This window comes from Paenibacillus sp. sgz302115, from assembly GCF_056120445.1.
Genome location: NZ_JBVYOK010000011.1, coordinates 16,836 through 42,248 on the forward strand (window position 1 = coordinate 16,836; position 25,413 = coordinate 42,248).

Here is a 25,413-nt window from a genome sequence, read left to right on the forward strand (position 1 = left end):
GAACGTTACCCTTAAGTTTAATTGCTGCATCAGCAGATAAAGTATCCTCAATCCGTCCCCGCATATGAATGAAGTCCGGCGATGACCAAATTGACGCCAACCAGGGTAAACATTACGACCAGAAAGCCGAGTACGGCGAGCCAAGCGGATTTGCTCCCCTGCCATCCGCGTGCCAGCCGCAAATGCAGGTAGGCGCTGTAGAACAGCCAGGTAACAAGTGCCCAGACTTCTTTGGGGTCCCATCCCCAAAATCTGCCCCAGGCCACCTGGGCCCATATCATTGCAAAAATCAAAGCCCCCAGCGTGAAAATCGGGAAGCCTATGGCAATCGCCCTGTACGTAATTTCATCAAGATCATTCTCATCAATTCCATCCAGAATCGGATGAATAGCAGCCCCCAGAGGCTTCCGGGCAGCCAAACGGAGAATTCCGTAAAGAATTGCTCCGGAAATCAGCGACCAGATTACCGTATTGAATTTCCGCCCGGCATTCACGCCCTTCATCCATGAAGGCGCTTCGAAAAGCGGTTCGCGCATCCCGAGAAACGGCTGGAAGCTCTCAATTTCGCTATGGTAAGGTGCCACAATTGGCGGCATTTTATAACTCACTTTCTCTATTGTACTATCTCCCTGCCCGGGGCTGTCAATCGTAACGTTCGAACGGACAAAAACAGTTTCGTAACCGGCGCCGCGAAAAGCAAATACCGACCCAAGAAAACCAATTATAACAATGATTGAGAACAGAGTAAATTCAACCAGACGCTGCTGCTTGCGGTCATTCCGCTCCACGCTGTGGAAATTCACAGTGCGCAGCAGGTACATCAGACCGGCGGCAAAAGCGACGGCGAAGAAGGATTCACCCAGCGCAGCCAGCGTGACATGGATGTTCAGATAGATTGATTTGAGTGAAGGAATCAGCGGCTGAACCTCTTGCGGAAAAACTGCCGCGTAAGCCATCACGATAATCGAAATCGGCACCGCAAAAACACCGAGAATGATTTTGCGGTAGATCGCGAAGATAACGGTAAAGGCCACCATGACCATCATGGATAAAAATGTCATGAACTCATACATATTGCTGACCGGAATATGCCCGGACCCGATCCAGCGGGTAATGAAATAAGCCAGATGGCACAGTAAACCTAACGAAGAGATAATAAAAGCGATTCTGCCCCAGCGGGCGGTATGCTCCTCCGGCTTCCTGCCGGACCATCTGCGGCCCATAATGGCAATGGTAAACAACATGAACGACCCGCTGTATAAGAAAAACGCGGCAATAAAGACATCACTGCTGAAATCGAGCAAGCTCATGCCAGGCCTCCCCCGTTATCCAGAGATTTTTCATCCACTGTCAAACCTGTCGTTGCCAGAATCGAAGCGATCTCACGGCGGAAGCCGAACCAGTTCTTGTTCGTATGCCCTCCGAGTACAAGCTCCCCGCCCTCGGCCGCCAGCCAAATACGTCTATGCTGCCAGTAGAAGCCGAGCACCAGCCCGACCATAACAATGCCTGCCCCGGTCCAGACAAAGGGCATTGCCCGGTCCACACGTATGTTCAGGTAAGTCGTGGATTCCGAGAAGTCCACATCGCTCATGCTGCTGACCTGAAGCTCCAGAAACCGGCCGCCTCCGCCAAGCTTATCGTTAATGGCTGACATCTGGAATTTCTCCTTGTCGACCTGCTTGGGAAAATAGAAATATTGCTGCCCTTCAGGCGGCAAATCCGGTCCAGTGATCAAGAAGAGGAAGGCGGGTGCATTCGGATAGGGAGATTTGGACACCGGCTGCCCCTCCTCGTTCAAACCGAAATCCATATATTTCTCTTTCAGCGCCAGCGTATAGGGACCGGCATGAAATGTCCGCTGCGGATTTTTCATGTCCAGCTTGAATTTGCCATACACCTTCCCGTTTGACGTATTCGTCAGCTCAGGCTGCACCGAACGCAGCACGGGGGTCAGGTCATAGTCAAACTGATACGCTTTCAAACCTTTATAGCTGAGCGGCGAGTTCACCTGAATATTATGACTCGTCACCTTCGCAAGCTTCGGCTCCTTGGAAGGGTCGGCACAATCTGCGGTGCATTCATAGAGCACTGCCTTGGTTTCGTAAAGCTTCGGCAGGATTTTGGTGCCGCGGAACTCCTTGGGCATCTCGTCTTCGGTATAAAACTCTACAGTAAATTTCTCGTTCTGCAGATAGTAGGTGGTTTCGGGAATCTTGACGATTTCCCCTTGCGGAAACGCGAGATGCTGGTCCATATTCAGTCCCGGGAGCCCTCTTGCCAGCACAGCCAGTAAAAAGATAATCAGGCCAATATGAATTACATAGGGTCCCCAGCGGCTGAAACGGTGCTTCTCGGCCAGTAATGCCCCTCCATCCGTCCTTACACGGTAGCCCTTCTTCTGCAGAGGCTGCACCAGCCGCGTCACCCAGGCTTCCGGTTCCTCCTGCAGCCCGGTTACGAGCACTACCTTCTGGCGGATCAGGAACTGGCGGTGCTTGCGGATCTTTTGCCGGGTCAGCGCCTTGTACAGCGGAAGCACGCGGTCCAGGCTGCAGATGACCAGAGATGCCCCGATCAGCACAAGCAGGGTGACGAACCACCAGGACTCATAGGTGTGCGAAAGGCCGAGTCTGTAATAAATCTCCCCGGCTGTTCCGTACGTTTCTCCATAATAGGTCGAAGCGTCAATATTCAAAAAGGTGCTCTCCTGGGGAAAAATCGTCCCCAGCATGGAGCCAAGCAGTGTCAGCACAATGAGGTAGATGGCGATTTTGACCGAGGAAAAAAAATTCCACACCCGGTCGATCATCCCCGGGTTCACACGCTGTGAGCGCCGGGCAACACCGTCGTAGCGCATTTCCAGATGCTGCGAAGAGAGCTGCTCCTTCTCGTCCAGCGGCTTGCCGCAGGCTTCACAGAGGACGGTTCCCACCGGGTTCTGATGGCCGCATTCGCATTTGGTGTTAGTGACCAGCGGTACGCGCTTGCTCACGGCTTCACCAGCTTCCCGATCTGCTCATCAAGCGAGCTGAGATCAAGCTGGCCGATATGAATGCTGTCCACCCTGCCCTTCGCATTGATGAAGAAGGTGGTCGGAAGCGGCGATACGCCATAGCTGCGGACAGCATCGCGGCCCGTATCCATGACAACCGGAAAATCAATATCGACGAGCTTGACGAAATTCTCCACCGTCATCTGATCCTCGCCGACATTTACACCCACAACCACAACGCCCTGATCCTTCCATTTCTCCCACTGGGCCTGCAGAGCGGGCATTTCCTTGACGCAGGGGGCACACCAGGACCCCCAGAAATTAAGCACAACGGATTTGCCCTTGTATTCGTCCAGCGTATGGGTCAGGCCATCAAGACCAAGCAGCTCAAAGGACGGCGCTTTCCCGCCTTCCCTTGGCTTGCCGTCTCCTCCGAACACGGAGGAACTGATTGCATAACCCCCAAGCAGAAGTATCACGAACAGAATGACGATTTGAACCGGCTTTCTTGCTTTGCCCATACGCCAAGCCCCCTTCTGTGACGCAACTCATTACTCTAGTTGTTAGATGTGAACATCTCATGAACATTATAACGAATGTGGTCACAGTTTTAGGAGGGGGAAATTGTGAACATTATGTGTCTTTGCGGGTTTGATTTGCTTTCAGCATGCCGGCTTTGGCAATTTGCTGGATATGGTTGATTTCATCCTTGGTCAGATGGCGGTAAGAGCCGCGTTTGAGATTCTGCAATAGAATGTCGCCGAAGGAAATCCGTTTCAGCCGGGTAACGGGATGGCTGATCGCTTCGAACATCCGCCGGACCTGGCGGTTGCGGCCTTCATGAATGGTAATGCTGATGACCGATTCTTTATTCTCTTCGTCAATATCCTTGTATTCCACTTCCGCCGGGGCGGTCATTCCGTCCTCCAGCTTAATGCCTGCCTTAAGCTTGTCCAGCGCTGTTCCGTGCGGTATACCCTTAACCGTAGCCAGATACGTCTTCGGCACATGATGCTTCGGATGCGTCAGCAGGTTCGCGAACTCGCCGTCGTTCGTCAGCAGCAGCAGCCCTTCCGTATCATAATCCAGGCGGCCTACAGGGTACACACGCTCTTTGATGCCTTTCAGATAATCTGTTACTACTTTGCGGCCCTTGTCATCGGAAGCGCTTGTAATTACGCCCTTGGGCTTGTTGAACATGATATAAATTTTATCCTCGCCCCGGATCAGTCTTCCGGCGACCTTGATTATATCTGTTGCGGGGTCCACCTTCGTGCCAAGCGTAGTTACGAGTTCCCCGTTGACTTCCACTTTACCGGCCAAAATCATTTCTTCACACTTGCGTCTCGACGCCACACCTGCCTGCGCCAAAATTTTCTGTAATCTTTCCATTTTCGACTATTCACCTCAGGTTAATGATAACCATCAGCGGGATAAATCACAAGTTCATTCCATGGAAAAAATGCTCCGGGACAGGTTTTCGTGTGGGGTTCTACGACCAAGGGGGAAATTTGATACCGCGCCGCCAATTCCAAAATGAGCTTGCCTGCCGCAAATAGCTGATCCTTGCGTCCAGGGAGCTTTGGAAGCGCATCCTCTTCCCCGTAATTGCCTTCAAGGCAGATATGGATATATTCCGGGTCCGTCAGCAGCGGTGCTGCATAAATCGACCCATCTACCCCAATCCAGAAATCGAAGCCTTTGCCGTTAATGGACGAACAGCGGGAGTGATGCAGAATAAAGCCCTTGTATTCCATCTCGGGTCGCCCTCCCTCCATATTGCTGCAATAGCATATGTTATACGGAGGATTGGGGTGATGGGCTTTTTATGAAGAGCCTGCTCTCTTGCGCTTCCTGATCGAGTAGACAATCAGCATAATCAGCGGCAGAACGAGAGAATAGGTCATATCCCAGTCCACCCAGTAGGCAGGGATTTCTTTGATAATGAATATGATGTCTTTCGCAATCAATTCTGAAAGGCCGTAGATCAGAAATGCTGTCGGAAAGATTAAGGGGATATGGCTTTTGAGCTTCAGCAATTGAGCCGTACCCAGAGTAAAGGCGTAGAAATACATCGCTGTTTTGAAATAGGTGCTTATAATCCATGCAGTTGCCAAAAAGGCTTCAATTCTTTGCAGAAAATTCCCGATATTGATCTTCTGGGCCAGAATATAAGCGGCATAAAATTGATGCTCCGTGTAAAAAACTCCTAATACCGACAGGGACAAAAATAAAACAAGGTTCAGAACCACCCCTCCAACCATCAGGGAGATCAATATATCGCGTTTTGTACTGCTTTCTTTCCGGGCATAGGGGTATACCATAGTAAATACACACAATTCTCCAAAGGGATAGAAAACGCCAAACATGATCGAATGCAGCATATCTGGCAGGGGTGTAATGAGCATAGGCTGCAGCCGGCCCAGATCGACTTGCGGAAACAGGAGAATCATCAGCGTAGCCAGAAAAAAGATAAACAAGGGTAAAAAGATCTGCGCCGCACGGCCCAAGGTTTCCAGCCCCAGACGCACGCCGTACACCAATACGACAATCGCCATAAACCGGATGACCCCTCCAGGTGTCCTCTCATAGATCTGAGTAGCCATAAAATCTTCAATTTCCCGGACATAGGTAGAAGCCGCAAGCAGAAAAAAGAACAAATAATATAACGCAACCGCGCTGCCTAGCCACTTCCCGAGAATTTTCAAACAAATCTCGACGAGATTTTTCCCCGGATTAAGCTTTAGAAGCTGCACCTGCAGCATGGTAAGGGCCACTCCGATCGGAATGCTGATCAGTCCGGCAATCCATGCATCCTGCTTGGCACCGGCAGTTATTGCCGCCGGGAACACCAGCGCCATATCTCCTATTAATGTGAACAAGCCGAGTGTAACCATTTGCTTCGTGCTGATCCGGCCTTTCTCCAGACTCAATATAGTCCCTCCTTTGCGGGCGTCCAGACTTCTTTCCTTCCTCTGATCCTTTCTTAGTATGGCTGCAGTTTCCAGAATTATGTTATCCGGTTTAGACAAGGCGCAGGAATAATTGTGGATATATAAACCAAACTACAGATAGCATTTTCATAGGAAATGGAGGGAGTTGCATGAAAGACACGGCTTCAGATGAGCTTTCAACCCGGCTGGACATCAGCCACAAGCAGTTGCTTCAAATGCTGGGCGGCAGTACCGATGTGATCGTTAAGGAGTATCTGCTGGAGGAGAATACACGGATCGCGCTGTTTTATATAGACGGTCTGATCGATATGAATTTGTTCCATACCTCCGTTCTCTATTCCCTGCTGGAAAACAGCTCTTCCGAACTCAACCGGCTGGATCCGGAACAGAAGATAGAATTGCTGAAGTCACGCATCCTGATGGCCGGCAGTCTGTCCGTAATTCATGGATACAAACAGTTCATGCACGATCTGCTGTCTGGCAATGTTATGCTGCTCCTGGACGGCAGCTCCTCGGCTCTGCGGATGGGTCTTCCCGGCTGGGAGGACCGCAATGTCAGCGAGCCCAACTCGCAGGCGGTGGTGCGCGGCCCGATGGAAGGCTTCAATGAGTGTCTGCGGGTCAATACCGCTCTCGTCCGGCGCAAAATCAAAAGCAGCCACTTATGGCTGGAAACCTTTCAGATCGGCAGGGTCACCCAGACGGATGTGTCGATTATGTATCTCAACAATGTCGCTAACAAAGAGCTGGTTCAGGAGGTTAAGCGCCGCCTGCAGCAGATCGACACAGACAGCATTCTCGAGGGCGGATATATCGAGGAATTTATTCAGGATACTGCGCTTACTCCCTTCCCTACCTTATATAACAGCGACCGTCCTGATACGATAGCTGCGGGTATTCTCGAAGGGAAGGTAGCTATACTTGTGGACGGAACTCCGTTTGTGCTGCTCGCTCCCACTTTTTTTATTGCCTTTTTCCAGTCGGCAGAAGATTACTATCAAAGAGCGGACATCGCCTCTCTGCTGCGGTTGATCCGTTTTCTTGCATTTCTCCTCACCTTGCTTGCGCCTTCGTTGTATGTTGCGATTACCACGTACCATCAGGAGATGATCCCCACCACCCTTGTCATCAGCCTGGCCGCCCAGCGCGAGAGTGTACCTTTCCCCGCCTTTGTGGAGGCGCTGATCATGGAGCTGACCTATGAAATATTGCGCGAGGCAGGCGTACGGATTCCGAAAAATATCGGCCAGGCCATTTCCATTGTCGGCACACTTGTAATTGGTCAAGCAGCCGTTGCAGCGGGCTTCATCTCCTCTGCTATGGTCATTATCGTCTCCATTACTGCGATTTCAAGCTTTGTCATTCCGGAGTCGGGAATGTCGATAGCCGCACGCATGATCCGTTTCCTATTCATAGGTTTGGCCGGTTTTATCGGACTGTACGGGATGATCTGCGGGGGTATTGTTCTGGTGCTGCACCTGGCGAGTCTCCGCTCCTTCGGAATGCCTTATATGAGCCCGCTCGGCCCCTATGTCCAAAGTGATATGAAGGATGGGATCTTCCGCTTTCCCTGGCCGAAGCTGCGCACCAGACCCGCAGAGAATCATACTCAAAATCCTGTCCGGCAAAGCACATCCAAGCGCGGGAAACCTGAGTCATGATCAAAAAGCAGTGTAAGTCTCTACTCCAGGTATTGCTTGTCTTGTTTCTTCCTATAGTATTGAGCGGATGCTGGGAGAGAAAGGAACTCAATGAAATGGCATTTATACTGGGACTGGGGCTGGATAAAGCGGAGTCTGGGTATAACGTCAGCATGCAGGTAGTTATTCCATCCGCCATCACCTCGTCATCGAGCGGGGGCGGAGGTGGAGGCGGAGGCGGAGGGGTGCCGGTAGTTCTATATAATTTTACAGCTCGCACATTTTATGATGCGCTGCGCCAGTTCAATCTGGTTTGCTCAAGAAGGAGCTACCTCGGCCATATCCGCGCACTCGTTATTGGGGAAGAGCTCGCCCGGTCCGGAGTTGGCGAAATCCTGGATGTTATCAAGAGAAGCCGTGAACCGCGGATGGATTTCTATGTTATGGTGGCCAGGGACAATACAGCAGAAAATGTACTTAAGGTGCTTACTCCACTGGACAAAATACCGGCAAACAAGCTGTTCAATGCTCTGGATAAATCCTATAAAATATCAGCCAGGACTGTCGCTATTACGCTCGACAGATTTATCGAATATTTATTATATGAAGGGGCAGCCCCTGTCTTGACTGGAGTGAGGATTATAGGAGATGTCGACGAAGGCAGTAACAAAAGTAATGTAGAACAAACAGCCCCAAAAACAAGGCTGCGTTACCAAAATGTAGCCGTGTTCAGAAAAGATAAGCTTATCGGTTGGCTGACTGAGAAATCAACGGCCGGCTATAACTATATCATCAATAAAGTCAGTCAATCTTCAGGGTACGTCCCAGGAACAGACGGCAAGCCCATTGTGATTGAAGCGCTCCAGACGTCGTCGAAGCTCATGGTTAAATTCATTAACGGGGAGCCTCATATTTTTATAAAAGTTCAAGCGACCTGCAATGTGGAGGAGTCTCAGAGCAAAGAGAACCTGGAGGCTGTAAGCTCCATCAGAGATTTGGAGCGAAAAACGGAAGAAACCATTATTGAGCGAATGAAGGGTGCTGTGGAGGAAATCAACAAACAATTGAAGGTTGATGCAATGGGATTCGGGCAAGCCATTTACCGTGCGAATCCCAAGGCCTGGGCAAAGCTGAAGGCGGAACAAGGTGACCAGTATCTGCAACGATTGCCCGTCCACTATAAAGTTAGTGTGAGGATCAACCGGATCGGCACGATGGATAAGACTTTCCTGGATGAAATCAAGGAGTGAAGCCCTATGCTGTTTCTGTTATTTGTAGCGATTGCCGCCGGATGTGCGGCATGGGACTTGCCTGCCCTCATCCGCAAACGGAAGCCTCGCGACCTCCTCGTCTATTTCCTGTTCTGGCTCGCGGGTCTCGCCGCCACCGCATGCTCCGCATACAAAATTAATGTGCCCAGCCCGCTGATGCTGGTCATGATAATCTACAAGCCCTTTAATGATCTGTTCACGTATTGGTTTCTCTAACCAAGCACCAGCAGGCATACAGCTATAGCTGCGACGAAGCCGACGATGTCGGAGAAGAGGCCGACCTTAAGGGCGTAACGGCCGTTTCGGATGCCTACAGCGCCGAAATAGACGGTGAGCACGTAGAGCGTGGTGTCGGTGCTGCCCTGGATGGTGGAGGCGATCATCCCGATCAGGGAGTCCGGTCCGTGGACACGGATCAGATCGGTGGTATAGGCGAGTGAGCCCGTGCCCGTGAGTGGCCGGAGCAGTCCGAGCGGCAGCACCTCCGGCGGTACGCCAAATCTTTGCAGCGCGGGAGCGATGTAGCCCATCAGGAAGTCCAGCGCGCCGGAGGCGCGAAAGACGCTGATGGCAACGAGCATGCCGACGAGATGCGGTATGATAGCTATTGCCGTGCCAAATCCGTCCTTGGCTCCTTCGACAAACGATTCATAGACCGGAACCTTGCGTGTAAATGCGTATAGCGGAATGAAGGTAATCATAACTGGAATCGCCCAAGCTGAGATAAGGCTGATTAGCTGGAACAAGGCAAGCTCACCCTTTCAGTGAAGAATGCGGGAGCGTAGCGCTCCCTCCGGCAGACTTGCCGGACCTCAGGGCAGGCGGCCCCGGCGGTCTGCGCATCAGAGTCAGGCGGCGGCACAGCCTGTCTGCAGCAATGGCGGCAAACGTCGCTACCGCCGTTGCAGCAAGCGTCGTACCGACGATACCCGCCGGGTCCGCCGAGCCGTAATTGAGGCGAATCGCTATCAGTGTAGCCGGGATAAGCGTAATGCTGGCCGTGTTCAAGGCGAGCAGCGTACACATCGCCGGAGTGGCGGTGTCCTTGTCTGGGTTAAGCGTCTGCAGCTCCTGCATCGCCTTGATACCCATCGGCGTTGCCGCATTGCCGAGCCCAAGGAGATTGGCGCTCATGTTAGAGAGGATATAGCCAATCGCCGGATGTCCCTTCGGCACATCCGGGAACAAGAAGGCTACTACCGGCCCAAGCACCTTGGCGATTTTCTTCAGCAGGCCAGCATCCTCGGCCACCCGCATGATTCCCATCCAGAACACCAGCACACTGATCAGGCCGAAGCTGACTGTGACTCCGTTCTTCGCGCCGTCGAACACAGCCGCGGTGAACTCATCCATCCTGCCGTTCACGGCGGCAAATACAAAGCCGATCAATATCATCCCCAGCCAAATCCCATTGATCATGATGCTTTCCCCCCTAATTCAAACAATGCCCGAAGTGCGCTTCCCAGCGCCTGCAGCCAGTGGGCTGCCGGATAAGCGGCAGCTCCTGCCGGGCTATATCTCTTCTCGTAGGCCGAGTGCTCCGGCGGCAGCTGATCCGGAGTATAGACCGGAACCCGGCCTATTTCCCTGCCGCCAAGCTGCAGCACCAGCGTCCCCTTGAGGCCAAAGCTGCTCCCGCTGCGCTTCTTCGGCTGATTCAGCACAAGCTTCGTCACAAGGTGAGCTTCCTCTCCCTGCCCCAGCGGATACGCAAACTTCCTGCCGGCTACAAATTTGTAGCCGCTGATGCCCTCTCCGCGTTCAACCAATGTCTTGAGCGGATAGTGATTGAACCCAAAATCCAGCAGTGAAGCATGGTCATTCCAGTCATTGCCGTCATTGAGCGTAACCGCGACGAGCTGCTGTCCGTTGCGGGTAGCGGAGCTGACCAGGCAGCGCAGCGCTTTTTTGGTATAACCGGTCTTCACTCCGTCCGCTCCTTCATAGAGGCGCAGCATTTTATTTTTGTTGCTCCATTTGTAGTCCCATTTCTCATAAGGGTTATCCGCCGTCTTTACTTCGGTTCTCACGATTTCTTTGAAAACAGGGTTATGCATGGCATAGGCGGTTAGCACAGCCAAATCATTGGCGCTCGAATAATGCCCCTCGGCATCAAGCCCATGCGGATTGGCAAAGCGGGTATTCTTTAATCCAAGCTCCTCTGCCTTGGCATTCATCATATAGACGAAACCCTCCTCCGATCCGCCGACATGCTCGGCAATTGCTGTAGCCGCATCATTGCCTGAACGCAGCATCAGACCGTAGAGCATATCCTCAAGCGTCATTTCTTCCCCCTGCTTCAAGAACAGGGAAGAGCCTTCCTTGGCAAAGGCATTTTTCCCGACCTTGACCTTGGAATTCAGGCTTCCATTCTCTATAGCCACGAGTGCGGTCATGATTTTGGTCAGGCTGGCAATCAGCATCCGCTCATCTCCACGGCTGCTGTACAGAATCCTTCCGGATGCCACATCAATCAGCGCTGCCGCCCGGGCATGGGTATTGATGGTGCTGTTCTCGGCACGGAGCAAAGGCTGCGGAGCCGCAAAGAGCAGCAAGGCGCACAGTAAACCCATCATCGACGATTTGAATGGTAATGTCTTCATGTTCATCCTCCGGCTTCTATCAGTTCTTAATCAGGGAGTACAGGGAATCGCGCTTGTGTTGTACAAGTATATGCGGCGCGGCGGGTAGGTATGTCCATCTCTTGAATCAGGGTCCGCATCAACCCTGTGTATGCTCAAAAAAAAGGGACACCGCCCCACTCAAGGCGACATCCCCAATCCATTGTAGTATCCGGGCAAAGAGCTGCACACTAGTGAGTCGATGATTCCGAGGAGACCGGCTCGTGTCTAACCGTTGTTTTGACCGCCGGGGTTACCACTACTTCTGCCCCTTCGGTTGTGCCGTTTGGAAACATGCTTTGAATTTTATCAATCAGCCCCGGGGCTGCATCAATAATTTTCTCAAACAAATGAGTCTGATTGTCGAGCGGCACCGTATGCACACCTTCCCGGCCCACTACGAGAAAAGCAATTGGACGGATGGATACCCCGCCGCCGCTACCGCCTCCGAACGGAAGCATCTTGACACCTGCTCCTGCGCCGTTTACTCCCGGTCCGTCATCCTCTACCCGGAAATCACTGCCGCCTGCGGCAAAGCCGAACCCCACTTTACTGATCGGCAAAATGACACTGCCATCGGGGGTTTCCACCGGGTCTCCAACAATTGTATTGACATCCACCATGCCTTTAATATTTTCCATAGCGGTCTGCATGAGACCTTGAATCGGGTGATCTGACATCAACTACTCCTCCTCTGCTGTCTGAAAAGTAAGGGAATAACCTACTCTTTTACAGTTTGCTCACATCACGGGCATGATATGTACAACAATAAGAAATTCATCACGCCCTGCCGCCGGGATAAATCCGCAGTTGGGCATGCTCCCTAAATTAATCCTTCTAAAATTCGACCCACATAAATATCAACAGCCGAACCAAAAATGATCAGGAAGGCAAACACATCACCGGGAGGCAAAAAGATGATTTTTAACGAGATTTGGGAAGCGGATATGAAAAGCAACGGAGTGCTGCCGCTCATCAAAGGTGTAAGCGAAGATCAACGAATTTCTCAAGTTCGCTGCCAACACGCCGCCTATGCGGCTCGCACGCAAATATGCGGAGGATAATCATCAGCTCAAAGCAGGCTGTTCTATGGAAGAGTGGATTCAATTTCTGAAATCCATCTGGTTTGACACCATCAAAGGCAACAGCACCTGTTATTTTGAGCATGTATTCCTCAGCGAGCAAGGGGGCAAGCAGCATAAACTAGGAGGACTTCCCTTCTGGTATCACTACTACGTAAATAACGGCCAGTCTCAGATTTTGAAAAAAGATACCGGCAGCTTCTTTGTCGGCGCCAGCCCCGAAGGGCTGATGGCTATGGGGACAGTAGCTTACCTCGATGGACGGGAACATATTCCCGTTCAGCTCAACGGAGAGAGCTTTGATTTGACTGTTCCGGTCTGAGCCGCTTCCAGCACAAACCATAAGGCAGCCTAGCAAGCCCACTTGCCTTAACACGCTGCCTTTTTGGCATGCTTTTTAATCCGAATTCTCCTGGGATCTGTCCGGCTTGTTGCGTTTCAGCAGCTCCTTCCACTGGCCTAGTCCCCCCGCTTCTTTGGAGATACGGCGCAGCAGCCGCAATCCGGCATAACACGCATAACCAGCAGACAGCTTTCCTGCGCACACTGCTTCTGTAGAGAAACTCAGCTCATCCTGAAAGACAGGTACAACAAACAGCCGCGGAGCTTTTTTCATCCGGACCTGCTGGGACAGCCAGCCTATTATGCTTGCCTTTATGCCCCATAGCGCTCCCGCTGCAACCGCCGTATTTGCGGCATCGCCCAGAGAGAAATCGGTAGACCAGTCGAGCTTGGTGATCTGGACATGGGACAGCGTATCTTTCATCCATTTGCTCAATCCCCGGGTCGCTTTCAGCGCCTTGCGGATATTGTCCAGCCATGTCGAAATCCACTCCTTGTTGATTTGCTCCTCCAGATCTTCATCCTTCCTGAACGGAGCAATGCCGCTCTCCTCCAGTTTTACCATGACCCCCCGTTTGATGTTCTCAAAAACCAGCGCAGGCAGCTCATAATGAAACTTAACCAGTCCAAATACGGCTTTAATATCAAATTCCACCCGGTCATCCTTCCCCAGCCTGAATAACCGAAAATGAAAGTGAATACTCGAGGACAGTATCAGTAGAATCAGTGCAACCGCAAGCAGGAGCAGGGCCAAAGGTATTGCCAGCCATAATGCCACGAAAGTAACCTCCATGCAACCATAATAATTGGGAGCCTTTGGATTAGTATGGCATGTCCGTCTGGAAAAAATTCGGTGCCCGCGCAAAAAAGCCCCCTCCCACCATTTCACGCCGCTGCCCATTGGCATTGTGAATGATGGAAGAAGGCTTCACAGCGGTTTCCATAGTCCTATTCTATGATTGCTCGACATCATCGAAGGTCATCTGACTGTCCAGCTTGCTGAACAGAAGCTGTGTTTCCTCTTCCAGGTCTTCAGAGGTATCGAAGTTCGACGGCTCCGGCAGCTCCTTCAGGTCGGCCAGTCCGAAGCTCTCCAGGAAGGATTTGGTCGTTCCGTACAGAATCGGACGGCCAACAGCCTCCGCACGCCCCACTTCCTGGATCAAATCCTTGTTGTTCAGCGTATGAATCGCCCGTTCGGACTTGACGCCGCGAATCTCTTCAATCTCCACTCTGGTAATCGGCTGACGGTAAGCAACAATAGCGAGTGTCTCCAGCGCCGCCTGGGATAAGGAAGATCTGGAAGGCGAATAAGCGAGCCGCTCAAAATAAGGTGCATGGTCCGGCAGCGTAGCCAGCCGGTAATTCCCGGCAATCTGCACAACCTGCAAGCCGCGTTCCTGCGAAACATAGTCTTCTTTCAGTTCCTCCAGCGCTTTTCCGGCGAGGTCAGGCCGCTGCTCGGTAATCTCGGCAATTTGACGGACGGATAATCCTTCGTCGCCGGACAAAAACAGCAGTCCTTCAATAATTGATTTCAGCGTTTTGTAATCCACTGAATGCTTCGTCTCCTCTCCACTCCATCACAATGTCGTCGAACAATTTCTCCTGATAGCAATAAATCGCCTTCATCTTCATGAGTTCCAGGATCGCTAGGAAGGTGGCCACAATCTCATACCGGGCCATGTCATCATCCAGCAGGGAAGAGAAACGCAGCCTCCCGCCCACGCCTTTGCGCCGCAGCGCTTCCGAAACGTCCCGAATCCGGTCCTTCACCGAAATCTCGTCACGCGTAATCCGCTGATAGGAGGATCTTCTGGCTGCTTTGCTGAGCGCTTTGCGGAATGCGGCAATGAGGTCCGCGGTGTGCAGACCTTTTAGCGTATTGTCGATCTGTGCCGGCACAAAAGGCCCCAGGTCCTCCGGCTCCTTGGTAAAAATCAGGCTGCGCTCGCTCTCCATATCCAGGAGCTGCACGGCGATGCTCTTAAATTTACGGTATTCAATCAGGCGCTGAACCAGCTCCGCACGCGGATCGTAGCCGTCGTCCTCGTAATATTCGAAATCCTCGATTTCGATCACAGGCGGCTTCGGAAGCAGCAGCTTGCTCTTGATCGACAGCAGCGTTGCAGCCATCACCAGGAATTCACTGGTAATATCCAGTTCAAGCTCCTGCATGCTCCGCAGGTAATCCATGTACTGCTCGGTGATCTCGCTGACCGGAATGTCCTGGATGTCGATTTCCGCCTTGTCAATTAGGTGCAAGAGCAGATCGAGCGGACCTTCGAATGTCTCCAGCTTGTACAATACCGTCACGCGGTTTCCTCCCGCCAAAAAAAAGTAAAGTGCAGCGCCGCCCGGGCGCTACACAAGTAGAAAGTTCTTATTGACCATGCTTTCTTCTTATACATATAAATAAGCACGTTTGAGGCCCATTCGTCAAGTGGCTCTCTTATTTAAAGAGCTTATTCAGGTTCGCCATTTCAATGGCAGCAGTCGCAGCATCCCAGCCTTTGTTGCCGGCTTTGGTTCCGGAACGCTCGATGGCCTGCTCAATATTTTCGGTTGTTACTACGCCGAATATAGTTGGGATGCCTGTCTTGAGATTGATTGCCGCTACGCCTTTGGCAACCTCATTGCACACATAGTCATAATGGGTTGTAGATCCACGGATGACGGTGCCGAGTGTAATGACCGCATCGTATTTGCCGCTTTCGGCCATTTTTTGCGCGATCAAAGGAATTTCGAACACGCCCGGAACCCAGGCCACATCCACTTCATCATCAGCTACGCCATGACGCTTGAAGGCATCGAGCGCGCCGGACAGCAGCTTGCTTGTAATGAATTCATTGAAACGTCCTACGACTACCCCGTATTTCAATCCCTCGGATACTAAATGTCCTTCTAAAAAGTTTGGCATTGTATTCATCTACCCTTCATTAGTAAATTATATGGATTTTAACGCTTGGAATCCTCATTTTGCTCAATGTCGTCAAAAGACAGCAGATGGCCCAGCTTGGCCTGCTTTGTATGGAGATACTTGGTATTGTCCTTGTTCTCCGGCATTTGAATCGGCACACGCTCCACAACCTCAAGACCGTAGCCTTCCAGGCCTTTGATCTTGCGCGGGTTGTTGGTCAGCAGCCTGATCTTGCTGACGCCAAGGTCTTTAAGAATCTGCGCTCCGATACCATAATCGCGCAAATCCGCCGGAAAGCCCAGCTTCAGGTTGGCGTCAACGGTATCGAGACCTTCCTCTTGAAGCTTGTAGGCGCGAAGCTTGTTGATCAGGCCGATGCCTCTGCCTTCCTGACGCATGTAGAGCAGAACCCCCCGGCCCGCCGCTTCAATCTGGCGCAGCGCCGCTTCGAATTGCGGGCCGCAGTCGCAGCGGTGGGAGTGGAACACATCGCCGGTCAGACATTCGGAATGCACCCGCACCAGCACCGGCTCCTCCCCGGTAATATCGCCTTTGACCAAGGCGACATGCTCTTTGTCATCTACCTCGTTCGTGTAGGCGATGGTCTGGAAGTCGCCGAAATCCGTCGGGAGCTTCACCGACACTTCACGGGTAACCAGGTGTTCCTTCTCATTGCGGTAATGAATGAGGTCCTTGATGCTGATCAGCTTAAGATCATGCTTGCGGGCAATCTCCACCAGATCCGGCAGACGGGCCATTGTTCCATCTTCCTTGACCACCTCGCAAATGACGCTGGCCGGATAGGCGCCGCACATGCGGGCGAGATCGACAGCCGCTTCCGTGTGGCCGGAGCGCCGCAGCACGCCGCCCTTCTTCGCGATCAGCGGGAACATATGGCCCGGTCTGCGGAAGTCGGAGGGCTTCGCATCCGGGTCCATCAGCGCCTTGATGGTCATGGATCTCTCTCCGGCAGAAATCCCGGTGGTGGTGTCCTTGTGATCGATGGAGACGGTAAAAGCGGTGCCGTGGTTATCGGTGTTGTTCGCCACCATCGGCTTCAAATCCAGCTCCTCTGCCCGCTCTGCCGTAATCGGCACGCAGACCAGCCCGCGTCCTTCCGTGATCATGAAATTGATCACTTCCGGTGTGGCGCGTTCAGCGAGGGCGATGAAATCCCCCTCATTCTCGCGGTCCTCATCATCGACCACGATGATAACCTTGCCGCGCATCAGGTCATAAATGGCATCTTCGATAGGGTCGAGGATACTTTCCTTCTTGTCTTGCTGGCTCATATTTCTGTCCTCCTGATAGCTTTACGAAGCCCTGACGAGCTTAGCCGTAAGCCAAATCTTAATTATACAAACCCGTTCGCCGCGAGAAAATCATGGCTGATCCGGGAGCTGTTCTCTTCTTCCTCATTGCCGGAGCGGGAACCGTAGTTCAGCAGATGGTCAACATATTTGCCGAGCACATCGCATTCAATATTGATCCGGTCTCCCGGCCGCTTATGCGCAAGCACTGTTTCTCCAAGGGTATGTGGAATCACCGAAACGGTAAACAGGGACGACGTGGTGTTAACCACTGTCAGGCTAATGCCGTCAATCGTGATGGAGCCTTTGGGAATAATAAATTTGAACAGCGATTTGCGCTCCGGCGCAATCTCGAATACGACCGCATTCTGGTCGCGCTTCACGCTGCGGATTTCACCGGTTCCATCGACATGGCCCTGAACGATATGTCCGCCAAAACGTCCGCCGGCGGCCATCGCCCGCTCCAGGTTCATTTTGCTGCCACTGCGCAGCTCCTTCAGCGTGCTGTTGCGGTAGGTCTGCGGCATGACGTCAACAGTGAACGAATGGTCGCCGATTGAGGTCGCCGTAAGACAGACCCCGTTCACGGACACGCTGTCGCCGATTTTCAGATCATCCATGATGAGGGAAGCGCCGATATTCAGCACCATCATCTCTCCTCCGCTGGTGACACCGCGCAGGACGCCGACTTCCTCAATCAAGCCTGTGAACATGTGATCCCCTCCTGAAATATTGTTAGGCTAACACCCGCATGGTTAGCGGATGGGCGTGCCGCTGATACACACATTATCCCCGAGCACTTCCACTTCCAATCCCTCTAAGGTGATCGCATCACGCATCAGCTCGACGCCCGGAAAGTCGAAGGTCCCCGGCGCAGCCACGCCGCCGCCCACGATCTTCGGAGCGAAGAAGAGGATAACCCGGTCCACAAGTCCGCTCTCCAGCATCGCGCCGTTCAAGGTTCCGCCGCCTTCGAGCAGAATCGAGCCGATCTCGAGCTCCCCCAGCGCAATCATCGCAGCCTGCAGGTCTACACGCGGCCCTGCGCCGCTAACCACGATCTGGACACCAGCATCCGTAAGCGCCGCACGCTTCACCGGATCAGCGGATTCTGTAGTTACGACAATCGTTGGCGCTTGTTTGTCACACACAACGGCTGCGTCCAGCGGAATGCGCAGCGTGGAGTCGATGACAATACGGACCGGATTCAGTCCCGGCACTTCCATCCGGGTCGTCAGGGACGGATTGTCGGCAATTACGGTATTGACGCCGACCATAATCCCCTGATGACGGTGCCGGAGCGTATGTACAATCTCCCGCGCCTGACCGTTCGAAATCCATTTGCTGTCTCCCGTCCGGGTCGCCAGTTTGCCATCCAGTGTACTGGCACTCTTCAGCGTAACAAATGGCTGCTTGGTCAAAATGTATTTGATAAATTTCTCATTCAGCCTTAGCGCACGGCTGCGCAACAGCCCTACTTCTACCTCAATCCCCTGCTCGCGCAGCATGGCAATTCCCCGGCCGGCAACCTGAGGATTAGGGTCCTCACAGGCTACAACCACCCGGGCGACGCCTTCATCAATCAGTCTTTGGCTGCAGGGCGGTGTCTTGCCATAATGGCTGCATGGCTCCAGGGTTACATAAGCTGTGCTGCCCTGCGCTTTGCCTGCGGCCATATTCAGCGCATGCACTTCCGCATGGCCTGTCCCGCGCTGCAGATGGGTTCCAAGCCCGATCATCGCTCCATCCTTCACAACAACACAGCCGACAACCGGATTGATGCCTGTCTGTCCTTGTGCTCTTTCCGCCATATCCAGCGCCAGCGACATATAAAACTCGTCGTTCATTCTATCCATGTCTTGCCTCCGATCACATTGATGTATAAGCTGAATTTCAGTTCAGAACAGAAAACCCGTCTCAATCTCCAGGAGGAGTTCAAGACGGGTTATACGAGAGTTTACGGCAATTCAAATAAAACTGCGCGATCCTACAGTCAAAAGTCCCCTTTTGTGAAAGTTCGCACATAATATTCGAAAACACTGCACTACGCCTGTCTACACAAGCACAGAACGTCAATCTCTCCTTCTTCCATCCAGACTATACTGTCGGTCCCGGAATTGCACCGGGTCCACCGTCCGTATGAACCATACGAAGCGGGTAGCGGACTGAGCAGCGCAATCAGCATTCTCAGCTAATATACAGCAGCATCACCGCCGGTAGGGAATTGCACCCTGCCCTGAAGGATAATCACATATTTAGTTCGTTTTCTACCACAGGCTTAACTTAGCGAAAATATTACCACTGCTGCTCGAAAAACGCAAGTATTTCAGTTACGAGTTGAGTAATTGACAAATAGTAGAATAAAATGTATTTTTAAGGGGTTATATTGCGTCAGAGGAAGAGAACTGGAATAGATATGGCAAATGAAGGAGGTGATATCACTTGTTGAAAACGCTTTCTTTATGATGGTTTTGGGATTAGATCGAACTTTTTATTTTCCAAATTTCCTGAATGACCATATCCTATCTAAGGAGAAGAGAATTATGAATATATTAATCAAGTCATCCGTCAAGCCGTTAGTCAAAATCCTGCTGTTCACTGTTTTAACGCTGCTTGTTCAAGCGGCCATTCCTGTAACGCCTGCCTCGGCAACCGCGTATGCCAACCCGGTAAGTTATTTTGGCGAAATGAAAGCAAACGGAAACAAGATTAACGGCTCTAAAACGAATCAGCCCATGATGGTCAAAGGAGCAAGCTTCTTTTGGAGCAACTGGTCAGGTCCGTTCTGGAATGCCGCTACTGTGAACCGGATGGTGGATGAATTTCAGGTGGAGATCGTAAGAGCGGCTTATGGCGTGGACCCCAGCGGAAATCCGTATAACACGGCTGACGAGTCCAAAGTTCGTGATATCGTTAATGCGGCAATCGCAAAAGGGATCTATGTCATCATTGATTGGCACTCACATGACGCACACAACAACGTCAACGCCGCCAAAAGCTTCTTCAGCCGGATGGCGCAGGAATACGGGAGCTATGACAATGTCATCTTTGAGATTTACAACGAACCTACACAAGTCTCATGGGGGACAATCAAAAGTTACGCCGAGCAAGTTATTCCGGTCATTCGTCAACATTCCGACAATCTGATTATCGTTGGCACACCGTTCTGGTCTCAGGATGTAGACCTGGCAGCGAACGATCCCATTACATCCACCAGCAATATCGCCTATACATTGCATTTTTACGCTGGATCTCATTTTCAGTCGCTTCGGGACAAAGCCAACTACGCAATGAGCAAGGGTATTCCGCTTTTTGTTACCGAGATGGGCTTCGTCAATGCGGACGGCGACGGCAGCATTAATTACGATTCTACGAATCAATGGCTCAATTGGATGAATCAGAACAACCTGTCATGGGCTAACTGGGCGATCAATGACAAGACGGAAGGCGCCAGCATTTTCAATACCAATGGGAGCCTCACAGCAGGAGGCAACTATCTGAAAAGCATCCTTGCCGGTCACGCCCAGTACGCCGAGTGGAGACATCCTTCGGACCCCAGCGGTAATGCGACCACCTTGTATGACTTCGAAGGCAGTACGCAGGGCTGGACCGGTTCGAATATATCCAATGGTCCATGGAGTGTCAACGAGTGGTCATCCAAGGGCAGCAATTCTCTTAAATCGGATCTCATAATGTCCGGTAATTCCCAACACACTCTGTTCCTCACGCAAAACCGCAACCTAAGCGGCAAGACAACGTTAAGCGCAACCGTCAAACATGCAGCTTGGGGCTCTGCAGGTGACGGCCTCTATGCCAAGATTTATGTTAAGACAGGCTCAGGCTGGACTTGGTATGCAGGCAATGCCGTCAAGCTTAATTCTTCTACAGGTACGACGCTGTCAATCAACCTTGCAACAGCAGCCAATCTTGGCGATGTCAGGGAAATCGGTGTACAATTTCTCGCCTCGGCGAACAGCTACGGTCAGACAGCCGTTTACGTTGACAACGTAACGCTTCAATGATGTATCTCTGACATCACTAGGTTAAAAAACTGCGGCTACGCTGTCCAGTGAAGGACGGCGTAGCCGTTATGTTCCAGGTATTAAGTAACTTTCATCCGGAAACCATCAATCAGCTTCCCAGAGATTTCACCCTTTACCATTGGACCTGATCTGCCCGCATGTCTTTGTAGTAATATACTCTGTCGTTCTCTGTAATTTCACGAAGTACCTTGCATGGGTTTCCGACAGCTATTACATTAGCCGGAATATCCTTGGTAACTACACTTCCTGCACCGATGACACAACCCTTGCCAAGGGTAACGCCTGGCACAATGATAGCGCCGCTGCCAATCCATACATCATCCTCAATCACTACCGGCAGGGCGTACATCCCGCCTTCCCTGCGCAGATCAGGATGTACCGGATGGTTCGTAACTGCAATTGTCACGTTAGGGCCGAACATTACATTGTCTCCAATTGTAACTTTATAATCATCTACGACAGTCAAATTAAAGTTAATATAGACATTACTTCCTACCGTGGTGTTAGAGCCATATGCCATGCGAATAGGAGGTTCCATCCATACGTTCTCCCCCATGCTTCCAAATAACTCCTTCATCAGTTCCGACCGCTTCTCCGTATCATCGGGATGCAAGCGGTTAATCTCATAACAAAGCGCTTTGCCGCGCTGGCGGGCACGGGCAAGTTCAGCAGCCTCCTCGGGATAGTTAGCATCATGATCGGTAAACAATTGCAGGCTCGACATTCGTTCTCTAATATTCATTCTATTTCTCCTTTTGTATAAATTCCTTTATTTTGCTTCAGCAAAATTTCTTGTAATATTGTTTAGCCATTTGAATTGGCGATACCGCATTAAGGCGGCCGGCAGCTTGATAAGCTCATCCAAACTGATTACGGCATACATAGCAACCGGCGGCACCCGCCACACAAAAGCACAGAGATAACTTAATGGCAAGATGATACCCCACATTACCACAGTATCACACCAGAACCCAAATTTGGAATCTCCTCCAGCGACGAATATGCCGGCAATGGTCGTCGAATTCATCGACTTGGCAATGCAATAATATGCACATATATAAAGCATGCTATGAAGATAGTCTTGCGCGTTTTGATTCAAATCCACCGCATAGAACACCAACGGTTTAATTAGCAAAATCATCACACCGGAAAGGACGCCAAATAACAGCGCATACCAGTTCAACTTGCTCCCGGCTCTTTTTGCCATCTCGATTTCACCATTACCCAGATATTTTCCGACAAGCACCGATCCACCTGTGGCAATGCCTCCACATAATACAACGGCCAGATTCTTTACTACCGACGCAACGGAATTAGCCGCGACCATATCAGCATTTACATGTCCAATAATTGCAGCCGTTGCAGCCAAAGCGCCTCCCCAAACGATATAGTTTCCTTGCACGGGCATTGTGTATCTCAAGTAATCCTTAAGCAATTTGCGCTGTATAGCATCACGTACAGGCAATTGGAAGCGAACCGGCCCTCGTGTAATCGAATAAACAAAACACCATCCAAGCTCAAAAAAACGTGCAATAACTGTCGCAAGGGCAACCGCCGTTATCGCTTTATCAGGCATGCCTGGAAAAAAGACAAATATACACAGCGCGTTCAGCAGAATATTCAGGAGCAAGCCTACGGAGCTAATTAATGCACTCAGACGTGCATTTTCCATACTTCTTATCACGCCGAGATACATCTGAGTAAGACCCATTGCAAGATAGGAAAAAGAAATCGTATGCAGAAAATTTGCACCGTATCCGATCAGTTCCTCATCCTTCGTAAAAAAGCGCATCAATGCATCTGGAAATAATAGGGAGATCACGAAAAAGATAAGAGATATGCAAATAGAAAACACACAGGCGATGCTAAGAACCCGCTGAATGATTTGCAGATCCTTTTTCCCCCAATATTGTGCAGCCAGAATACCTGCTCCTGCTGACATCCCCATATAAAATAAGGTCAAAACAAAGGTTATTTGTCCTGCCAATGACACGGCTGACATTGCAGATTGCCCGACAACTCCCAGCATTACAACATCTGCTGAAACTGCTGTTGCTGATATAAGGTTCTGCAGTGCAATAGGAATTACTAAGGATAACAGCTCTCGATTGAATGTACTTGTATTCGATTCCGTTTGTTTTCTCCTCCAAAAGTGTTTATTATAATATCAAAATCGTATATTTTCATGAGGTATAGCTATGGACAAACAACTTGAAGTATTTTCCGATTTATCTGAAAGATTAAATTATAATTTGCCGGATTTTCCTTTATACGCACGAAAAGGGACGCTTTATCAATTCGATAAATACGCTGCTGCTTGTCATTGGCACCCGGATTTAGAGTTCATTTTAGTGCTTGATGGGTCAATGAAATATTTTGTGAACGGGCAAACCGTTTCTCTTGATAAAGGTAATGGAATTTTCGTAAACAGTAAACGTCTTCATTACGGCTTTTCTGCAAACAAGGACGATTGCTCTTACATTGTAATCGTCGTCCATCCTTCACTGCTTGGTGAAGGCACACTCGCGGGAAAAGCGTACCTGGAAGAAAAATTCGGTTCAAATACTGACGATTTTTTATTATTATCGTCCCAAATTCCTTGGCAGCAGGAAATTTTGCTCTTACTTGCCCAGATTTATGATGAGATGCACAGCAATGCAGGCAATTTACTTCGTTTATTGTCCCAGACAGCATCTTTATGTGCGAGTATAGCGGATCATATACAGCAGGTTCCCGGACATATTAATGATGAACTTTCATGGATGACAATCCGTAAAATGACTGGACACATTCATCAGAATTATGACTCAAAAATAACAATTGATGAGATTGCAGTCGCCGGTTCAGTATGCAGGAGCAGATGCTGTGAGCTATTCAAAAAATACGTTGGGCTGACACCCAATAATTACTTGACTCAGTATCGTATTCAAAAAAGCTGTGAAATGCTAAGAGAGACAAATAGACCTGTCGGTGAGATAGCCATTGCCTGCGGTTTTCAAACTGCAAGCTATTTTTCGTATGTTTTTCGTAAACAAATAGGTCAAATCCCACAAGATTTTCGCAAACAGGGTCAATGAAATCCATTTCTTAATTGTCGTTCCCCTCCATACTTGAATAGCTGGTACTTGTATAATAGAGAAATCTTTCATGTTGACGTTTAGCCATTTTTTCGAGCCACTGAGAGTTAACTAAGCTTTTTATAGAGAAGTACAAACCTGTTACCAAAAATATAAACGAAACAGCTTGGAGAATCATAAAGTTCCCTCCTTAAAAGTTGAGAGTTGTTGTAGTTCAATGGAAATACCAGATTTCCGTACTCACTTGCACCTTACCTTCTTGTTCCCACTTACAGAATAGTATAAAAATCGTTTGTTTTCTCACAAAATCGGCCATAATTATATTAATATCGTATATATCCCCGGATTGAAGCTCACAGAAGACCATTTATGAGTATAAAAAGAAGTCTTTTCAAATGCTCATGGCGGGCAATCATACTGGCGGCTTAATATTGTTGTCTTTTCGCACGTATAAAATGACTCTGCCTGCCAACCGGTAACACAACTCTGCGACTAGAATCCCCCCGGCAATATCTGCCAATACATGTTGTTTCACCAACACGGTAGAGACGATAATTAGAACGGACATTGCGGAAATCGACAACCAGATCCTTTGCCCGAATATGCGTGATCCCCGCAGCATGAGATAGCTGGTTAACACATGAATACTTGGAAAACAGTTGTATGGCTGATCATTGCTGTACACAGAAACAACCATACGGTGAATAAAGTCTGTTTCTGTCAGAACATCGGGACGCTGAATCACGGTTTGAAACAGAGCAAAAAAGATATAAGAGATGATTAGGCCGCTGCATTGCGCAAGCAATGTTTGAAAGTAGATTTGCCTGTTCTTAAACGCAAGGGCAATCAGTACAGCGGTAATAAACGGGTACCATAGTAAGTAAGGGATAATAAACGAAGGGACAAAAGGAACCATGCGGTCCAGACTCGTTTCCAGACTATAGACATGTTCTCTGGGAGCATTTAGTATGCCATAAAAAACATTTATGACCGGAATAGTAATAAGCCATAACAGAGATTTCCATGCAGGCTGGGAGTTTTGTTGGTTTAGGCGGGGCAAGTTCTCAACTCCTGTATCGGATTATCAATGCCACCATTGTATAGATTAACTCTGAAGAACTTCAGGGGAAATTTCTAAAGATTTTCTGAATATTGGGC

General features: G+C 50.3%; 27 protein-coding genes and 1 riboswitch. Of the genes, 7 read left to right on the top strand and 20 right to left on the bottom strand.

All coding sequences use genetic code 11. From position 1 onward, the window contains the following. Nucleotides 1-47: 47 nt before the first annotated feature. The 6 genes from ccsA to AC0LWN_RS19755 all read right to left on the bottom strand — a co-directional run bounded on the left by ccsA (nucleotide 48) and on the right by AC0LWN_RS19755 (nucleotide 5,928). Complete coding sequence (gene ccsA / locus AC0LWN_RS19730; RefSeq protein WP_474668284.1) at nucleotides 48-1,310, bottom strand: cytochrome c biogenesis protein CcsA; 1,263 nt, start codon at nucleotides 1,308-1,310, stop codon at nucleotides 48-50. Then, nucleotides 1,307-2,977, bottom strand: a complete 1,671-nt coding sequence (gene resB / locus AC0LWN_RS19735) for a cytochrome c biogenesis protein ResB (protein WP_474668592.1) — start codon at nucleotides 2,975-2,977, stop codon at nucleotides 1,307-1,309. Before resB ends, ccsA begins: the two co-directional genes overlap by 4 nt. 14 nt (nucleotides 2,978-2,991) lie before the next feature. Beyond that, on the bottom strand, nucleotides 2,992-3,516 hold the full coding sequence (resA, locus tag AC0LWN_RS19740) for a thiol-disulfide oxidoreductase ResA (RefSeq protein WP_458964237.1): 525 nt from the start codon (nucleotides 3,514-3,516) through the stop codon (nucleotides 2,992-2,994). A 112-nt stretch (nucleotides 3,517-3,628) separates the two neighbouring features. Then, nucleotides 3,629-4,387, bottom strand: coding sequence for a pseudouridine synthase (locus AC0LWN_RS19745; protein ID WP_474668286.1), 759 nt, complete (start codon nucleotides 4,385-4,387; stop codon nucleotides 3,629-3,631). Between the two features lie 20 nt (nucleotides 4,388-4,407). Next, nucleotides 4,408-4,752, bottom strand: a complete 345-nt coding sequence (locus AC0LWN_RS19750) for a peptidoglycan recognition protein family protein (protein WP_474668288.1) — start codon at nucleotides 4,750-4,752, stop codon at nucleotides 4,408-4,410. A gap of 69 nt (nucleotides 4,753-4,821) precedes the next feature. Then, a complete protein-coding gene (locus AC0LWN_RS19755; protein ID WP_474668290.1) occupies nucleotides 4,822-5,928 on the bottom strand; it encodes a GerAB/ArcD/ProY family transporter in 1,107 nt (368 codons plus the stop codon). A gap of 170 nt (nucleotides 5,929-6,098) precedes the next feature. Between AC0LWN_RS19755 and AC0LWN_RS19760 the strand changes: the two genes are divergently transcribed. The 3 genes from AC0LWN_RS19760 to AC0LWN_RS19770 are packed head-to-tail and all read left to right on the top strand — an operon-like array spanning nucleotide 6,099 to nucleotide 9,076. Then, complete coding sequence (locus tag AC0LWN_RS19760) at nucleotides 6,099-7,610, top strand: spore germination protein (protein WP_474668292.1); 1,512 nt, start codon at nucleotides 6,099-6,101, stop codon at nucleotides 7,608-7,610. Then, the gene (locus AC0LWN_RS19765) at nucleotides 7,607-8,839 is read left to right on the top strand and encodes a Ger(x)C family spore germination protein (protein ID WP_474668294.1); all 1,233 of its coding nucleotides are present in this window, start codon (nucleotides 7,607-7,609) and stop codon (nucleotides 8,837-8,839) included. The genes AC0LWN_RS19760 and AC0LWN_RS19765 overlap by 4 nt, the downstream gene beginning before the upstream one ends. A 6-nt stretch (nucleotides 8,840-8,845) precedes the next feature. Beyond that, nucleotides 8,846-9,076 (top strand): hypothetical protein, encoded by a 231-nt coding sequence (locus AC0LWN_RS19770; protein ID WP_458964231.1) that lies wholly within the window; start codon nucleotides 8,846-8,848, stop codon nucleotides 9,074-9,076. On the opposite strand, the gene AC0LWN_RS19775 is transcribed toward AC0LWN_RS19770, so the two are convergent. From AC0LWN_RS19775 to ytfJ, 4 genes are all read right to left on the bottom strand, one after another. Continuing rightward, entirely contained in the window at nucleotides 9,073-9,561 is a 489-nt protein-coding gene (locus AC0LWN_RS19775; protein ID WP_474668297.1) for a spore maturation protein, read from the bottom strand. The genes AC0LWN_RS19770 and AC0LWN_RS19775 overlap by 4 nt on opposite strands. A gap of 52 nt (nucleotides 9,562-9,613) precedes the next feature. Next, nucleotides 9,614-10,279, bottom strand: a complete 666-nt coding sequence (locus AC0LWN_RS19780) for a nucleoside recognition domain-containing protein (RefSeq protein ID WP_474668299.1) — start codon at nucleotides 10,277-10,279, stop codon at nucleotides 9,614-9,616. Further along, nucleotides 10,276-11,469 (bottom strand): D-alanyl-D-alanine carboxypeptidase family protein, encoded by a 1,194-nt coding sequence (locus AC0LWN_RS19785; protein ID WP_474668301.1) that lies wholly within the window; start codon nucleotides 11,467-11,469, stop codon nucleotides 10,276-10,278. Before AC0LWN_RS19785 ends, AC0LWN_RS19780 begins: the two co-directional genes overlap by 4 nt. A gap of 203 nt (nucleotides 11,470-11,672) precedes the next feature. Then, nucleotides 11,673-12,161, bottom strand: coding sequence for a GerW family sporulation protein (gene ytfJ / locus AC0LWN_RS19790; protein WP_458964227.1), 489 nt, complete (start codon nucleotides 12,159-12,161; stop codon nucleotides 11,673-11,675). 237 nt (nucleotides 12,162-12,398) lie between these two features. Between ytfJ and AC0LWN_RS19795 the strand changes: the two genes are divergently transcribed. Continuing rightward, nucleotides 12,399-12,545: a hypothetical protein gene (locus AC0LWN_RS19795; protein ID WP_474668303.1), complete on the top strand. Its 147-nt coding sequence runs from the start codon at nucleotides 12,399-12,401 to the stop codon at nucleotides 12,543-12,545. Beyond that, complete coding sequence (locus AC0LWN_RS19800) at nucleotides 12,514-12,885, top strand: hypothetical protein (protein ID WP_474668305.1); 372 nt, start codon at nucleotides 12,514-12,516, stop codon at nucleotides 12,883-12,885. The genes AC0LWN_RS19795 and AC0LWN_RS19800 overlap by 32 nt, the downstream gene beginning before the upstream one ends. A gap of 75 nt (nucleotides 12,886-12,960) precedes the next feature. Here AC0LWN_RS19800 and AC0LWN_RS19805 read toward each other — a convergent pair whose 3' ends face one another. The 7 genes from AC0LWN_RS19805 to ribD all read right to left on the bottom strand — a co-directional run bounded on the left by AC0LWN_RS19805 (nucleotide 12,961) and on the right by ribD (nucleotide 18,991). Further along, on the bottom strand, nucleotides 12,961-13,683 hold the full coding sequence (locus AC0LWN_RS19805) for a DUF2953 domain-containing protein (protein WP_474668307.1): 723 nt from the start codon (nucleotides 13,681-13,683) through the stop codon (nucleotides 12,961-12,963). A gap of 175 nt (nucleotides 13,684-13,858) precedes the next feature. After that, a complete protein-coding gene (gene scpB / locus AC0LWN_RS19810; RefSeq protein ID WP_458964224.1) occupies nucleotides 13,859-14,461 on the bottom strand; it encodes an SMC-Scp complex subunit ScpB in 603 nt (200 codons plus the stop codon). Beyond that, a complete protein-coding gene (locus AC0LWN_RS19815; RefSeq protein ID WP_474668310.1) occupies nucleotides 14,430-15,221 on the bottom strand; it encodes a segregation and condensation protein A in 792 nt (263 codons plus the stop codon). Before AC0LWN_RS19815 ends, scpB begins: the two co-directional genes overlap by 32 nt. 136 nt (nucleotides 15,222-15,357) lie before the next feature. Then, on the bottom strand, nucleotides 15,358-15,825 hold the full coding sequence (gene ribH / locus AC0LWN_RS19820) for a 6,7-dimethyl-8-ribityllumazine synthase (RefSeq protein WP_474668312.1): 468 nt from the start codon (nucleotides 15,823-15,825) through the stop codon (nucleotides 15,358-15,360). A 38-nt stretch (nucleotides 15,826-15,863) separates the two neighbouring features. Beyond that, nucleotides 15,864-17,117 (bottom strand): bifunctional 3,4-dihydroxy-2-butanone-4-phosphate synthase/GTP cyclohydrolase II, encoded by a 1,254-nt coding sequence (locus AC0LWN_RS19825; protein WP_474668314.1) that lies wholly within the window; start codon nucleotides 17,115-17,117, stop codon nucleotides 15,864-15,866. A 62-nt stretch (nucleotides 17,118-17,179) separates the two neighbouring features. Beyond that, entirely contained in the window at nucleotides 17,180-17,848 is a 669-nt protein-coding gene (locus AC0LWN_RS19830) for a riboflavin synthase (RefSeq protein WP_474668316.1), read from the bottom strand. A 42-nt stretch (nucleotides 17,849-17,890) separates the two neighbouring features. Continuing rightward, entirely contained in the window at nucleotides 17,891-18,991 is a 1,101-nt protein-coding gene (ribD, locus tag AC0LWN_RS19835; protein ID WP_474668318.1) for a bifunctional diaminohydroxyphosphoribosylaminopyrimidine deaminase/5-amino-6-(5-phosphoribosylamino)uracil reductase RibD, read from the bottom strand. A 220-nt stretch (nucleotides 18,992-19,211) separates the two neighbouring features. Further along, a riboswitch (FMN riboswitch) is annotated at nucleotides 19,212-19,383 on the bottom strand. 295 nt (nucleotides 19,384-19,678) lie between these two features. Between ribD and AC0LWN_RS19840 the strand changes: the two genes are divergently transcribed. Beyond that, nucleotides 19,679-21,157 (top strand): glycoside hydrolase family 5 protein, encoded by a 1,479-nt coding sequence (locus AC0LWN_RS19840; protein ID WP_474668320.1) that lies wholly within the window; start codon nucleotides 19,679-19,681, stop codon nucleotides 21,155-21,157. A gap of 133 nt (nucleotides 21,158-21,290) precedes the next feature. Here AC0LWN_RS19840 and AC0LWN_RS19845 read toward each other — a convergent pair whose 3' ends face one another. Both AC0LWN_RS19845 and AC0LWN_RS19850 read right to left on the bottom strand, forming a co-directional pair. Next, nucleotides 21,291-21,920 carry a sugar O-acetyltransferase gene (locus tag AC0LWN_RS19845; RefSeq protein WP_458964218.1) on the bottom strand — a complete coding sequence of 210 codons (630 nt, stop codon included), beginning with the start codon at nucleotides 21,918-21,920 and terminating at the stop codon, nucleotides 21,291-21,293. 27 nt (nucleotides 21,921-21,947) lie between these two features. Continuing rightward, nucleotides 21,948-23,279 (bottom strand): MATE family efflux transporter, encoded by a 1,332-nt coding sequence (locus tag AC0LWN_RS19850; protein ID WP_474668594.1) that lies wholly within the window; start codon nucleotides 23,277-23,279, stop codon nucleotides 21,948-21,950. Nucleotides 23,280-23,376: 97 nt separating this feature from the next. Here AC0LWN_RS19850 and AC0LWN_RS19855 point away from each other — a divergent pair, with 97 nt between their 5' ends. Beyond that, a complete protein-coding gene (locus AC0LWN_RS19855; protein WP_474668322.1) occupies nucleotides 23,377-24,255 on the top strand; it encodes an AraC family transcriptional regulator in 879 nt (292 codons plus the stop codon). A gap of 412 nt (nucleotides 24,256-24,667) precedes the next feature. On the opposite strand, the gene AC0LWN_RS19860 is transcribed toward AC0LWN_RS19855, so the two are convergent. Then, nucleotides 24,668-25,315, bottom strand: coding sequence for a phosphatase PAP2 family protein (locus tag AC0LWN_RS19860; RefSeq protein WP_474668324.1), 648 nt, complete (start codon nucleotides 25,313-25,315; stop codon nucleotides 24,668-24,670). Nucleotides 25,316-25,413 lie beyond the last annotated feature (98 nt).